The 13301-nt window shown below is 67.8% G+C and carries 10 protein-coding genes; 7 read left to right on the top strand and 3 right to left on the bottom strand.

What is annotated here, in order from left to right; translation table 11 throughout:
* Nucleotides 1–969: 969 nt before the first annotated feature.
* From ABZV78_RS02645 to ABZV78_RS02620, 6 genes are all read left to right on the top strand, one after another.
* On the top strand, nucleotides 970–2151 hold the full coding sequence (locus ABZV78_RS02645) for an L-histidine N(alpha)-methyltransferase (protein WP_355635028.1): 1182 nt from the start codon (nucleotides 970–972) through the stop codon (nucleotides 2149–2151).
* Between the two features lie 47 nt (nucleotides 2152–2198).
* A complete protein-coding gene (locus ABZV78_RS02640; RefSeq protein WP_355635027.1) occupies nucleotides 2199–2819 on the top strand; it encodes a hypothetical protein in 621 nt (206 codons plus the stop codon).
* Nucleotides 2820–2973: 154 nt separating this feature from the next.
* Nucleotides 2974–5127 (top strand): MMPL family transporter, encoded by a 2154-nt coding sequence (locus ABZV78_RS02635; protein ID WP_355635026.1) that lies wholly within the window; start codon nucleotides 2974–2976, stop codon nucleotides 5125–5127.
* Nucleotides 5128–5230: 103 nt separating this feature from the next.
* Complete coding sequence (locus ABZV78_RS02630) at nucleotides 5231–6130, top strand: hypothetical protein (protein WP_355635025.1); 900 nt, start codon at nucleotides 5231–5233, stop codon at nucleotides 6128–6130.
* A gap of 243 nt (nucleotides 6131–6373) precedes the next feature.
* Nucleotides 6374–7219: a hypothetical protein gene (locus ABZV78_RS02625; protein WP_355635024.1), complete on the top strand. Its 846-nt coding sequence runs from the start codon at nucleotides 6374–6376 to the stop codon at nucleotides 7217–7219.
* A complete protein-coding gene (locus ABZV78_RS02620; RefSeq protein WP_355635023.1) occupies nucleotides 7126–8811 on the top strand; it encodes a M14 family zinc carboxypeptidase in 1686 nt (561 codons plus the stop codon). The genes ABZV78_RS02625 and ABZV78_RS02620 overlap by 94 nt, the downstream gene beginning before the upstream one ends.
* A 63-nt stretch (nucleotides 8812–8874) precedes the next feature.
* Here ABZV78_RS02620 and ABZV78_RS02615 read toward each other — a convergent pair whose 3' ends face one another.
* Nucleotides 8875–9984: an HNH endonuclease gene (locus ABZV78_RS02615; RefSeq protein WP_355635022.1), complete on the bottom strand. Its 1110-nt coding sequence runs from the start codon at nucleotides 9982–9984 to the stop codon at nucleotides 8875–8877.
* 532 nt (nucleotides 9985–10516) lie between these two features.
* Here ABZV78_RS02615 and ABZV78_RS02610 point away from each other — a divergent pair.
* The gene (locus ABZV78_RS02610; protein WP_355635021.1) at nucleotides 10517–11026 is read left to right on the top strand and encodes a hypothetical protein; all 510 of its coding nucleotides are present in this window, start codon (nucleotides 10517–10519) and stop codon (nucleotides 11024–11026) included.
* Between the two features lie 230 nt (nucleotides 11027–11256).
* Here the strand turns inward: ABZV78_RS02610 and ABZV78_RS02605 are convergent, their stop codons facing one another.
* Both ABZV78_RS02605 and ABZV78_RS02600 read right to left on the bottom strand, forming a co-directional pair.
* Nucleotides 11257–12927, bottom strand: coding sequence for a protein kinase (locus tag ABZV78_RS02605; protein WP_355635020.1), 1671 nt, complete (start codon nucleotides 12925–12927; stop codon nucleotides 11257–11259).
* Nucleotides 12924–13247, bottom strand: coding sequence for a hypothetical protein (locus ABZV78_RS02600; protein WP_355635019.1), 324 nt, complete (start codon nucleotides 13245–13247; stop codon nucleotides 12924–12926). The genes ABZV78_RS02605 and ABZV78_RS02600 overlap by 4 nt, the downstream gene beginning before the upstream one ends.
* Nucleotides 13248–13301 lie beyond the last annotated feature (54 nt).

The raw sequence follows: 13301 nt of genomic DNA, 5'->3' as shown, positions 1-13301 counted from the left end.
GATCGACGAGGAGGTGGCGGCGGTGGCCTGGAGCGGCCGGCGGGCCTACGCCCCACGCCATGCCGCGTCACCACCGGTCGCGGCCATCGATCCACGTCGCTTCGCGATACTGGCGGCCGCCGTCGCGCTCGCCGCACTGTCCGTGTACGCCCTGACCGCCGACTGGACGGCACCCAGGAGACCGGGGGGCACCTTCGGTGGCGGCGCACCGGTCACCCCGGATGCCCTGCCCAGCGCGGACGTGTCCAGCGCCGCTCCCTCGACGCCCGCCACGACCGCTTCCCCCACGGCGGACCCTGATGTCCCCGACGGAGGATCGGCTCCCACGGCGGCCGGCCCCACCGCCTTCCGCACCGCGGATCCCGATGCCGCGAGCGAAGGGCCGGCTCGTGTAGCGCCCCGCACGAGGGCGTCCCGAACGACCGCTCCCCGCCCGGCGGCTCCCGGTGCTGTGACCGGCGGACCGGCTGGCGGTCGGGTGCACCCCGGTGCGCCCCGACCCAGCCCGACGCCGGGACGCACCGAACCGGCACCGAGCCCCACCGGCTCTCTGGTCAAGCCACCGCCGTCGCCCGCCCCCGAGCGGTGCGGGGCGCCGGAGAATCCCTACGGCTACAACTACTGCGGCGGCGTGCTGGTCCACGACCCGGCTCCCGACGTGTGCCGCTGGTTCGCCTGCGTACCCGGGTTCTGGGCGGGCCGCGGCTACCTCACCGTGTGCTCGGACGGCAGGATCGGCATGGTGGGCGGCCCGGCCGGCAGATGTCCGGAGCGCGCCGGCCGGAAAGACCCGGTGTACGCCGATCAGCCAGCCGCCGGCTGACCGCGCATTGTCGCAATCACCACTAAAAGGTTCGTTGCCCTGGCCCGGGGCCGCCGCAAAGTGGGTGCCTTCAGAGACTTTGACGCTGATAAGGTTGGCGAGCGTCGCATGGGGATGGTCGGACCTCGCCCGGGGGATGGCAGAACATGGATCAGCAGGCCAGGGAGCAGTTGAAACTGCTGCGCAGACTCGAGAAAGTCATTTCGGAAACCGAGTTCTCCTGGTCGCTCTGCCTGGTGGGGGAAGACCAGTCCCGCAAGCTCAACGAGCTGGCCGCCGAGTTGCAGCGGCCCTTTTCGTCCACAGGGGACGAGAAGCGGATCGTGTCCGGCTACTCCTACTGGGGGATCGAGCCGGCGGTCAACTGGCAGCGGGCCTGCACCGACCCCAACTATCCCGTCATGAGAGACGGGATCGAGACCTTCAGCCGGCGCTGGCGAAACCTGCACTCCCGGCACAACGGCCGGCCCTACCACTACATCAGCCTCGGCCCGGGCACCGGCGAGAAGGATGCCGTGGTGCTGGCCGATCTCCATCCGCTGAATCCGGAAATGTATTACGTGCCCGTCGACATGAGCGCGGAGATGCTGCGGCTGGGCCTGAAGCCGATAAAGTCCCTGCCCTTCTTCCGGCAGTTCCGGAATCAGCTGCTTCCGGTGCAACTCGACTTCTCGGTCGAAGAGAACGTGGCTGAGCTGAATGAACTGCGTGACCGGCTCATGGGAGACGAGCCGGTGCTGTTTTCTCTGCTCGGCAACACGATGGCCAACTTCGACGAGGACGTCGACCTGGTCGAGCGGCTGAGCAAGCAACTGCTCCGCCCCCAGGACCGGCTCATGGTGGAGGTGGCGACCGCCTCCCACCTCGACGACCGGATGGCGCAGCAGGCCGCCCGCGAATACGAGACCAGTTGGGTGTTCCGCGAGTTCGTCATCAGCGCCCTGCGCCAGAACACCGACCTCTCGGTGAACATGAACTACGTCCGCTTCGAAGGGGTGGTCGAGGAGGGCCGGTCACTGGTCATCAAGGTGATCTACTGCAACCAGTCGGCCGAGGACCTGAAGATCGTGCTCCCGAACCGCAGCGAGGTCCACTTCCCCAGCGGCGACACCATCCGCCTCCTCATCACCCGGAAATACCAGCTCAAGGCCCTGGCCGCCGCGCTGGTCAAGGCCGGCCTGTTCGTGGAGAGCGAGGCCTTCACGCAGTTCCAGGCGTACGAGCGGGTCCGCCGGTTCGGCATGGACCTGATGCTCCTGTCGAGCAGCGACGCCAGCACCGGTCCCGACACCGCCGCCCGGGACGTCTTCCGCCGACCCGGCAAATGACCAGCGGAACGGGGCGGCGACCACGCCCGGCTACCCTGCCGTCGTGGGTGACGGCACCACGCACCTGGATCATGCTGGTCACCGCGGGCAGCCTGGCGGTGGCCTTCGTGATCAGTGCCGTCTGGTGGACCCGGTCATCCGGCACGTCGAGCTTCGAGCCGGCGGTGCAGATCCTCGGCCTGCTCGGCGGCATCACCGGCATCGTCGCCGAACGGTGGGCGGCAGGCCGCGAGAGGCGCACGGAGGCCCTCCAGGCCATCGGCGAGGAGTTGCAGGACAACCGGAAGACCCTCGCCTCGCCGCCCTTCGCCGCCGGCGCGGCGCAGCCCGCTCGCCGGCAGGTCTACCCCCGGATGAGCCTGTCGGCCGTGAACGCCGCGCTGTCCTCAGCCGTGCTGTCACCCCGGCGCGACGAGGGGCTGGCCGGCATGCTCCACGACTGGCGGAACGAGGCCGAGATCTTCAACCACCAGCTCTCCCTCGCCGAGATCCTGGCCTTCACCAACGGATCCGACGACGTGCTCCGCGACCTCCACCAGGGGCTGCACAGCGCCGACGGGCCACTGGAACGGATGCAGGAACAGCTCGCCGCGCTCCTGGCCAGCTCCCCGCTCGCCACGGCCGGGCTCCGAACGCGCGATCCCAGGGAAGCCGGCAGCACCCAGTAGCACAGCACCGCGGAACCGTGCGGCGTCCGAAAAGGATTGCGCGGCGGCGGTAGCATTCACCCGTGGTAGCGAAGGCTGCCGTCAACGTGACGGGCAGGCGGGCGACAGCGCGCCAGGCCCGGATGTCAGGAGAGCCGGACACGCGGGGGAAACCATGTTCGAGCGGCTGGGCAGATTCGTCGTCGGCAAAGCGTGGTGGGTGATCGCGGGCTGGGTGCTCGCGGCCGTCGCCATCATCGCCACCACGCCGTCGCTGAGCGACATCACCTCCGCCGACCAGGAGAGCTTCCTGCCGCACTCCTACGAGTCCGTGCAGGCCACCGAACTCGGCATGAAGGCGTTCCCGCAGCAGGCCACCGCCACGGCGACCATCGTGGTCAAGCGCGCCGACGGGAAGCCGCTCAACCCGGCCGACGAGGCGAGGGTCGGCCAGTTCGCCCAGTCGCTCAAGGCCAGGAACATTCCCAGCACGTCCGGCTACCAGACCGGCCCGCCGGCTGTCGCGCCGGACAAGTCGGTGCAGGTGGTCAGCGTCGGGCTCGACGCGACCACCCCGGACGACCCGGCACTGCTCGACTCCGTACGCGATCTGCGGTCGGCCATCGGCCCCGACCTGGCCGGCAGCGGACTGACCGCGGGCGTGGCCGGCGACGTGGCGAGCTTCGTCGACAACGAGGACACCTTCAACAAGGCCTTCGCCGTGGTCGGCGTCGCCACGATCATCCTGATCATCGGACTGATCCTGATCATCTTCCGCAGCCCCATCGCCGCGCTGCTGCCCGTCGTGGTCGTCAGCGTCGTCATGACCATCACCACCGGGCTCGTCGCCGCCGCCGGCAAGGCGTTCGACCTGAACGTGAGCCAGGACCTGCAGACGATCCTGCTGATCGTGCTGTTCGGCATCGGCACCGACTACATCCTGTTCCTGCTCTTCCGCTACCGCGAACGACTGCGCGCCGGCGACGACAAGCGCACCGCCATGATCGTCTCCGTCGAGCGGGTCGGCGAGGTCATCACCTCGGCCGCGGGAGCCGTCATCGTCGCGTTCCTCGTGCTGCTGCTGGCCTCGCTGGGCTTCTTCGGCTCGCTCGGCCCGGCGCTCGCCATCGCCGTCGCCGTCATGCTGATCACCTCGCTCACCCTCATCCCGGCGGTCGTCTCACTGCTCGGCCGATACGTCTTCTGGCCCTCGAAGGCGTGGCAGCGTACCCCCAAGGCCACCCTGTCGCGGCGGCTCGGCACTGTCGTCGGACGCCGGCCGGCGATTGTCGCGGCGGCCTCCGGCGCCCTGCTGGTCGCGCTCGCCGCGGGCGTGCTCAGCTACAAGGCCGACTACGACTTCAGCGCCGGCTTCCCCCAGGACACCGAGTCGGCGAAGGCGGCCAAGGACCTGCAGCGCGGGTTCGCCGCCGGCGCCCTCGCGCCCACCGAGGTCTACCTGACCACCGGCAACGGGACGCCGCTGACCGAGCAGCAGGTAACCGACTTCGCGGCGGACGCGGCGAAGGCCCCGGGAGTGGGCCAGGCGCAGCCGCCGGAGCGGAGCACCGATCCGAGCGTGGCCCGGGTCAACCTGCTGCTGAACGAGAACCCGGTCTCCAACGAGGCGATCACGCTCGTCCGGGACGACCTGCGCGACGCGCTGCACAAAGCGGCACCGCCCGGCACTAAGGCGCTGGTCGGCGGCACCACCGCGATCTTCGCGGACATCAACTCGGCGAACAACCGCGACCTGTCGGTGATCCTGCCGGTGGCGGCGGCCCTGATCGCGCTCATCCTCGCGCTGCTCCTACGCAGCCTCGTCGCGCCCATCTACCTGGTGATCGCGGTGCTGCTCAACTTCGCCGCCACGCTCGGTGCGACCGTCTACCTCTTCCAGGGGTTGCAGGACAAGCCCGGGGTGACGTTCCAGCTGCCGATCATCCTCTATCTGTTCGTGGTGGCGATCGGGACGGACTACAACATCCTGATGATCGCCCGGCTGCGGGAGGAGGCTCGGGAGGGGAACGAACCGCACGAGGCTGCCGCTATTGGCGTGGAGCATGCGGGGCCGACCGTTGCCGCGGCTGGGCTGATCCTGGCCGGGACCTTTGGGGTGTTGATGTTGGCGCCGATCTCGTTCCTGCAGCAGATGGGGTTCGCGGTGGCGATCGGGATCGTGCTGTCGGCGTTCGTCATGTCGATGTTCTTTGTGCCGGCGTTGACGGCGCTGATCGGGCACAAGGCGTGGTGGCCGGGGCATGGGGACGAGCGGCCGGCCAAGGGGCGGCATGCAGCGCCGGAGCCAGCGACCGTGACGGAGGCATAGGGCGCAGGACCGGCGTTACGGGGCTCCCAGCGGGCCGAAGCCGGTACACCGCGGTCAGGCGCAACCCGGACCGGCGTGCGGGCGTCTCAAGGAGGTGGAGGCAGTGCGCATGCATCGGTACCCGGCACTGCCTTGGATCACGGTCGCGGCCCTGCTCGTCAGTTGTGGGTCCGCCGGGAACAGCCCAGCCGTCGACCCGCTCGACGGGCTGCGCCAGCAGGCGGGCGGCACCCTGACCCGGTACGACCAGGCGGTTCGCGCTGCGGGAGGTGCGCGCTTCGTGCCGGTGGGGGAGCTGACCCGCCAACTCGGCGACTGGGAGCCGGCGAACGGGTCCTACAAGGAGAGCCTGTCGGCCGGCCGCGTTGAGGCCGCCTCGACGCTGCCCGGAGCGCCCCAGCCGGCGGTCGGCACCATCGTCTGGACCAACGGCACTCGTCACGACGTGCCGTTGATCTCGGCGGACGGGGCGCTGGCGCAGCTGGGCGCCGCGGGGACGGGCGACTGTTCCGGCTGCGCGCCGCTCAAGCTCACCGGGGCTCGCCTCACCACGATGACGGTCCCGACCACCCGCGGCCCGGCGACCGCCCCGGCGTGGGAATATACCCTCGACGGAACGACCGTGCGGCTGGCGCGAGTGGCGGTGGATCCCTCGGCCATCGTGCGGGTGACCCCACCGCCCCGGGACGCCGATCACCCACCCGCGGGGCTGGCGATCGAGTCAGCGACCACCACGACCGCGAGCAGCGAACTGACCGTCACCTTCACCGGCAGACCCGACCCCAGCAGCAAGCCGTGCGGAGCCGACTACAGCGCCGAAGCCGTCGAATCGGACCTGGCGGTCGTCGTGATCGTCATCGAGTACCGGCACGCCAAGGACGAGGCATGCCTGGACATCGGAGCGCAGCGCAGCGCCACCCTCAAGCTGTCGCGACCATTGGGGGAGCGGGCGGTCCTGGAGGTTACGCAGGGCCTGCCGGCGGAGCTGACCATCACTGGCTGACCGTCACGCTGTCCCGGCTCGGCGCCGGAGGGCCCGCCCAGCGGCGACCTCGTTTATGTGCTGGCCGCTGCCGCCTGCAGCTACCGCTCCCGCATGGACGAAATCCGGGCGGGCGCGGGCCGCCATAGATCTCGACTGATGGTGAGGCGGCGACGACGCTTTGTGTAGCTGCGGCAGCTGGGGGTGACCTACCCCGACGCCTCGACTGCGCGGCCTTCTGGATCGCCTGCCGGAAGGACTCTCATGAGGAGTACAACCAGATCCAACCGCCCGCGCCGATTCCTGGCCCTGCTCGCACTACCGCTGGCGCTCGCCGTCAGCGCCCCCGGCCTCGCCAGCCCCACGACAGACGGCACGGTAGCCCCCGACCGGTCGTCGACTGGCGAACAGAACGGCGTCGGCCTGATGCGCATCGTCGTCGCCGACAAGTCGGGCATCGACCGCCTCAACCAACTCGGCGTCGACCTCGCCGAGTACGTCAAGCCCGTCGACAACGGCATCGAGGTGCACGCCATCCTCAGCCCCGAGGAGAGCCAGGCGCTGTTCGACAAGGGCTTCGACGTCCAGGACGCCATCTCCGACCAGGGCGACTACGCGCAGAACATGGCCGAACGCTCCGCCGCCATCCGGGCCGCGACGGCGGCGACCGCCACCACCGACACCCTGACCGTGCTGCGGGCGGAATGGTTCTCCAGCCTCGACAACCAGCTCTTCCTCAACATCGAGGTGAAGTCGGGCGCCGGCACCGACTCGACGACGGTGCTCACGGCCAGCTGGGACAGCGGGTCAGGCACGGAGATCGGCTCCGGCGGCACCGCCACCATGTCCCGGTTCACCGACGCCGGCCAGTACATGTACCACCGGTTCAGCAACCCGGTCCCCCATCACCGCCGCCGGCCAAGGCCACCATCACCAGCAACAAGGGCGGCTCGGCCACGATCGACGTCGCGAAATGGCTGGGCACCCCGCGACAGGACCCCGGCAAGCACCCGTACGTGTCGGACTTCGTCGACCACTACATGGACCCGACCGAGGTCACCGCACGGTTCACCGGCCTGGCCACGGAGTTCCCCAAGCTCACCGAGCTGATCGACCTGCCGTACAAGACGAACGGCTACCGGCGCAACGCGCAGGCCCAGTTCGGCACCGCCGCCAGCACCGTCTACGTCACCTCCACGGCCTACGGTTCCGAGGGCGGCAACGACATCACCATGTCACTGCTCAGCCCGGGCACGGCGAACGCCCCGCTGATGGTGAGCGTGGCCGGCAAGGCCGTCACCGTGAGCCTGGCCACCAACGGCTCCGGCGCGATCACCAGCACTGCCGCGCAGGTCGCCGCCGCGGTCAACGCCAACGCCGACGCGGCCAAGCTGCTCACCGCCAGCACGTACCGGGGCAACACCGGCACCGGCGTGGTGGCCGCCGTTCCCGTGACGGGGCTGACCGACAACCTGAAGGCACCCGCAAGCGTGTCCCGCGAGCCGTTCCAGATGAAGGTGCTGCGCATCGGCAAGCACCGCGACGGCTCGAAGGTCGGCGTCTTCCTCTACTGCCAGGAGCACGCCCGGGAATGGGTGACCCCGCTGGTCTGCGTGGAGTCCGCCGAGCGGCTGCTGCGCAACTACGCGAAGGACCCGGACACCCGCAAGATCGTCGATGACCTGGACATCTTCATCCTGCCGGTCGTCAACCCGGACGGCGCGCACTACAGCATGTACGACTTCAACATGCAGCGGCGGAACATGACCAACTACTGCCCGGCGTCCAACGCGGACCCGGGCCGTAGCAACGCCTGGGGCGTGGACATCAACCGGAACTTCTCGGTCGGCTCCGTCTTCGACGGCTACATCGGCGCATCGGCGACCAGCTGTACCAGCGACACCTTCGCCGGCCCGAGCGAACTGTCCGAGCCGGAGGCCCGCAACGAGGTCTGGCTGGTCGACACCTTCCCGAACATCAAGCTCTCGATGAACACCCACTCCTACGGCGGGTACTTCATGTGGCCGCCGGGGGCGTACAAGGCCGACGGGCGGGAGGTGCTGCCGCGGGTCGACCAGGGCACCGAGGCGTACTTCTGGACCTCCTCGGACTACATCCTCTCCCGGGTTCAGGAGTACGGGGGCACGGCGATCTGGCCGGGCCGCACCGGACCGGTGACCGACGTGCTGTACTCGGCGGCCGGCAACAGCGCCGACGAGCACTGGTACAACCGGGGCATCATCGGCTGGGACTTCGAGGTCGGCGCGGACATCTACAACCCGGCGACCGGGCGGTTCACCGCGGTCGGCTTCCAGCCGCCGTTCGCCGAGGGGCACGAGGAGGCGATGGAGTTCGCCAACGGCAACATCGCCATCCTCGAGGTGGCCCGGGCGTACGCGACGGACAAGATCCAGCCGAAGACTTCGCTGAAGGTTGTCAAGCAGGAGGCGGGGGCTACGGCGTTCACGTTCAGCACGAGTGAGCCGGCGAACGTGTACTACACGCTTGATGGGAGCCGGCCTACGTACGGCTCGTCCAAGCTGGCGCTGGCTGGGATGCGCGAGGGGGTCCAGAACATCACGGTGAACAGCGACATCACCGTCAACTGGTTCTCGATCGACATCGCGGGCAACGTGGAAAGCAACTACAAGCCGGACGGGCAGGGAAGCAACTACAACAAGCAGCGGGTGGCCGTTCAGTAGGCGATTTACCGCTTGAACGCTGGTGGCCGCCGACCACGAGTCGGCGGCCACCAGGGCGCCAGGTCATGCCACAAGTGGGCTTTCCGGGGTAAACGAGGGGGGACGGGCACCACCCACCCGCCGGTACACGTGCTCGTAGTGCCAGTCCAGGTACCGGACTCCAGGCGGGATCGCATTCTGCGGCAGTAGTAGGTGCTGGGCCAGGGGCGGGCGTCCAAAGGACGACCGCACAGCTGTGTCGTCCTCCGCAGCCTCCTGCACCTCAGGGCGAACGTGGATGCGGAGGTCATGGTCGATGGTCAAGAGACCTGTGTCGAAGGCGACATCGTGGGTGGGGCAGGCCGCAATCCCGTTCCTCGGGTCGAGCCGCTCGCCTGAATTGCTTACGCGCCAAGGCTTGATGTGGCTTGCGACGAGCATTCGCTGGGCCCTGAGCCCGCCGGCCCTTACTCCCAACCCACAGAATGTGCAGCGGTGGCCGTTGTTCTGCAGCACGCTCCGGGCGAACCGGTGTTGCCCAACCCGGGCGGCGGCGGTAAGGAGGCGCTCCGTCACCGATTCGGCGATGTCCGGAAACTTCTCGGCCCACCGGGCGACCTGCGCTTGGACAGCCGCCTCAAGGTCCGACTGCAGTAGCTCCTCCTGGCCAAGGAGCACGAGCTCGTCGTCATCCTCAAGGCCAAGGAAATCCGGCAGCTCGTCCGGCCCGATTCCCGCCATCCTTGCGCTGTCGAGAATTAGGCGGTAGCTAGCATCGAGCTGGGCGGGGGAGCCGAGTAACTGTGCGGCGACGTGGACCTCATGTTTGGCGCCATGGGCGAGGCTGCCGTCCAGGTTGGACATCTTGGCAATGATGCTGCCATTAGGACGCTTGAAGAGCCTTGCAAGCGTCGGAACCGGTTCTCCGGCCAGATGGCTCGTGGAGCCACCATACTTCCGGCGATCAAAGACGAGGCTCGCTGCGAGGCAGAGCAGCGTCTCCAACGGGGTGAAGGGGACCTGCCTGCCTCCAGGTCTCGACTCGCGAACCAGGATGCCCTGCCACTGACTCATCGCCTGGGCTCTGGTGAGGTCCAAGTAATCCCGCTCTGACGGCATCAGCCCCTCAACCCCTGCATACATCTCGACGGAGCCCTTGCCCGGGCGTGCTCGTCGGCCAGTCTTTGTGACCAATCAGCCTCACCTGGATCAGCAGGAGTCGACCAAGTGGGAGCTTCGAGCCATCACCCTATATGTAAAGAGCCTTCGCGTTAAGCCGCAGTCGGTTGGACGGGCGTACCCCGCTGCAACTGTCGGATTCTTGACATTAGTGCCGGCCCTGTACCGGCTTCCACCGACGTATCGGGCTACTACCGCTGCTGTTCTTGGCTCCCCGCGCCACTGTGAGATACGACGGCGTCGAGCTCGTCTACGCATGCGTTATCCAGGCATGACGCGGGCAGCGACGAGCGAGGGTGCCAAGCAGGCAGAGGTCTGTCCGACGCGGTACGTCAGGGTCGCCTTGATCGGCTACTTGCCGCCCGCGCTCTTCGAAACTGCCTCAACTGTCAGACGTGCAGGGGAGGCCGGCGTCGGCCTTGATCGACTAGTGTCTGCGTTCCTGGGATCACGGTAACCGGGCGTTCAGACGCGAACGTCTTCCTGGTTACGGACGTAGCTCCCCGCAGCCACACTCCACCTGGTGTCTCTGTTAGAAGGGATGCGAATGAGCGACTCGTTCACGACGTTCATGTGCCTTGCACTCGTTGTCCTGTTCTTCGTGGCGGCAATCAACAAAGGCATTCAAGACGGTAAGAAAAAGCAGGGTATTGAGGAAGAGCTTCGGCGAGTGGGGGCGATCGAGGCGCGCGTTGGCCAGTCGGTCGTCTTGTTTTCCGATCCTCCTCGTGTGTCTGTGCAGAAGGCTGACGGCAGTTTCGACCTTAGGCCACTGACATCAGACACGGTTGTTTCGGTCGAAAGTGCCGGAAGTATTACGGCTGTACGGGGTCGCAACCTCGCATCGAAAGCCGTAGCCGGCGCCTTCACCTTCGGTGCTGGAGCATTTGTCGTAGGAAACGCAAAGACCAAGAACATCGACAACCGAGAGCTGTACGTCATCATCGAGTCGCCATCGTGGGCTCATGTGCAGAAGGTCGACCCAACGTTGGGGCAGGAGGCTCGCCAGTTCGCGGCGTCCGCCAACAGGCTGGCCAAGCAGCTGTCGGAGAAGTAGAGCTTCCAAAGTTGGCTGGACGAAAGTATTAGCTGCGCCTCACCACCACCAGTTCGTCCCGCGCCCTGGTCGCTGCCACGTACCTCAGCGACCGGGCCCGGAGATGCGCCCAGGAACGAGCCCAGCGTCGACGGGGCATACACGCTGGTGAACAGCGACCGCATCCCGCCAGCACCGGGGTGAGGACCAGCAGGGTCCGAGCCGGACCTGCGGCTCTGCCGGACGGGTGGTCACGGAGGGGCGCCGTAGAGGACTTCTGCTATGGCCGCGCGCATGTCGGCCGCCGTCGGAAAGCGGCCGGCGGGGTCCTTGGCCATGGCTCGCTCCACGATCTTGTCGTAGGCTGCGGGAACGTCGGCCCGCACCGAGCTCGGCACCCGTACCGGCTCTTTCGTGGCCGCGATGAACAACTTATGAATGTTCGTGTGCGGGAACGGATGCTCCCCGGTGAGAAACAGGAAGAAGCTGACGCCGGCGGCGTAGATGTCGGCCGCCACACTGGGCACCGAGCCGGTGATCATCTCCGGGGCCAGAAACGCGGGTGTGCCGATGATCTTCCCTTCTTCCCAGAGCGGGTGCGCAGAGGTTTCGTTAACCAAAAACGAGATCCCGAAGTCAAGAATCTTTATCGAGCCTTCGGGCGTCAGCATGATGTTGGCGGGTTTGACGTCGCAGTGGATCACCCCGGCACGGTGCGCGTGCTCTAGGGCCGCCAGCGTCTCGCACATGATCTCCGCGGCGTCGTCCGGCTCGACCTCGCCGTGCCCAGTCAGCTCGGACAGCGGCTGGCCTGGCACGTACTCCATCACGAAGAACCGCCTTCCGCCCTGTTCCACTACGTCGTAGATGGCGGCGATGTTCGGGTGGTTGAGTGCGGCTACGGCACGAACCTCCGCCCAGAACGCGGTCTCCAGGTGTAAGCCGTCGTGTGGTGTCTTGCACGCGACCGTTCGCCTCAGGAAGTGGTCCCAGGCCAGAGATACCGTGCCCATACCGCCCATCCCGACCTTCTTGTCGAGCATCTCGTAACGAGACCGGGAGGTGTCAGGGGCGCCTACGCTCGGCCGGGCGAGCGTCCCCGGCTCCATCGGGAGGTTCAGGCGTTCCGCCAGCGCGACCAGGCGGGCGCCGCGGGGAAGCCGGGCCTGTACCGGGGCTTCTGGCCGGTGGAGCGGATTGCGAGCCAGGCCGAGCGCCCCGGACGTATCCGTACCGGTGCGTTCTGGCAGGGGGCGGCCTCTGGCGGCGAGCGCCGACTTGACGTGAGCGTAGGCGAGATCCACCGTGATCACCTTGGGGCCGCCGGCGATGCCGCTGGTGAGCAAGTCGAGTAGTTCTCCGGTGAAGGCGGTGTACCGCTCGCCCGGCGGGGCAAGCGCCGGGCCGTCCTCGCTCGCCGAACTGAGGACAACCGCGCCCGCTGTGGCCGCCTGCAGGCGGACCGCGTCGGCTGCGCCCGCCATCAGGCCGTGTGCCTTGCCGCTGAAGCAACTGTCCAGAATCACTACCCGGCGGGTGGCCCGCGTGTCGGCCAGCAGCGTCTTGATCCAGGTGAACGGCACGCATGTCCATGGTTCGTTGTGACGTGACCCGGTCAGCGACAGTGAGAATTGCATCTGGTCGTCCAGATGGCCATGTCCGCTGTAGTAGACGAGCAGGGTGTCGGTAGCCTCGGCGGCTGCCCGGCGGACCGGCTCGACCAGGTGGGCCACCTGCCCGGGGTCGACCACCGGCAGGATGTTCTCCCGGGGAAGCTGCCAGCCGTCCGACGCGGCGAGGTGATCGGCGAGCGCCTGGACGTTGTTCCGAACGGCTGGCAGCGGGTCGAGATGCACATACCCGGCGGTCCCGATCAGGCACGCTCGCGATCCGCTCGGGCTCGGCAGGGTCACTGCGGTCACTCGTCCGCTGTAGCCGATTTTATCGCCCGCGTCACCTCGGCCGGATCGGTGACGTCGATGACCACGGTCCGCTCGCCGACCTCGATCCGCACCACCGGCGCCTGTGCCCGGCTGCGCCGCCAGGCCGCGATTGCCAGCGCGAGATTCGCCGATGAGAACCCGATGTTGACCACCAGTTCGATGACCTCGGTGGCGCCCATAGTCCCCGGCGCCGGCTGCACGGGCATGACCGCGATCTTCGCAGTCGTCCGGATCTCGTCTTTCTCCCGCAGCCACTGCGCAAGTCGCCGAAGGTCATGCGTCGATCCGTCGAGCGTCACCCGGTAGATAGTCAACCCGGAACCATCCCATCCTCTGTGGTCAGCAGCACCATA

It is taken from the genome of Micromonospora sp. NPDC004540 (assembly GCF_040610095.1).
In the GTDB taxonomy this organism is placed as follows: Bacteria; Actinomycetota; Actinomycetes; order Mycobacteriales; family Micromonosporaceae; genus Micromonospora.
Note: the sequence above shows the minus strand (reverse complement) of the source record. Positions and strands in the feature narration are given on the sequence as shown.

Coding starts and splice junctions, on each gene's coding strand:
- ABZV78_RS02645 (WP_355635028.1), top strand. CDS start 970: ATGGATCAGCAGGCCAGGGAGCAGTTGAAACTGCTGCGCAGACTCGAG.
- ABZV78_RS02635 (WP_355635026.1), top strand. CDS start 2,974: ATGTTCGAGCGGCTGGGCAGATTCGTCGTCGGCAAAGCGTGGTGGGTG.
- ABZV78_RS02625 (WP_355635024.1), top strand. CDS start 6,374: ATGAGGAGTACAACCAGATCCAACCGCCCGCGCCGATTCCTGGCCCTG.
- ABZV78_RS02610 (WP_355635021.1), top strand. CDS start 10,517: ATGAGCGACTCGTTCACGACGTTCATGTGCCTTGCACTCGTTGTCCTG.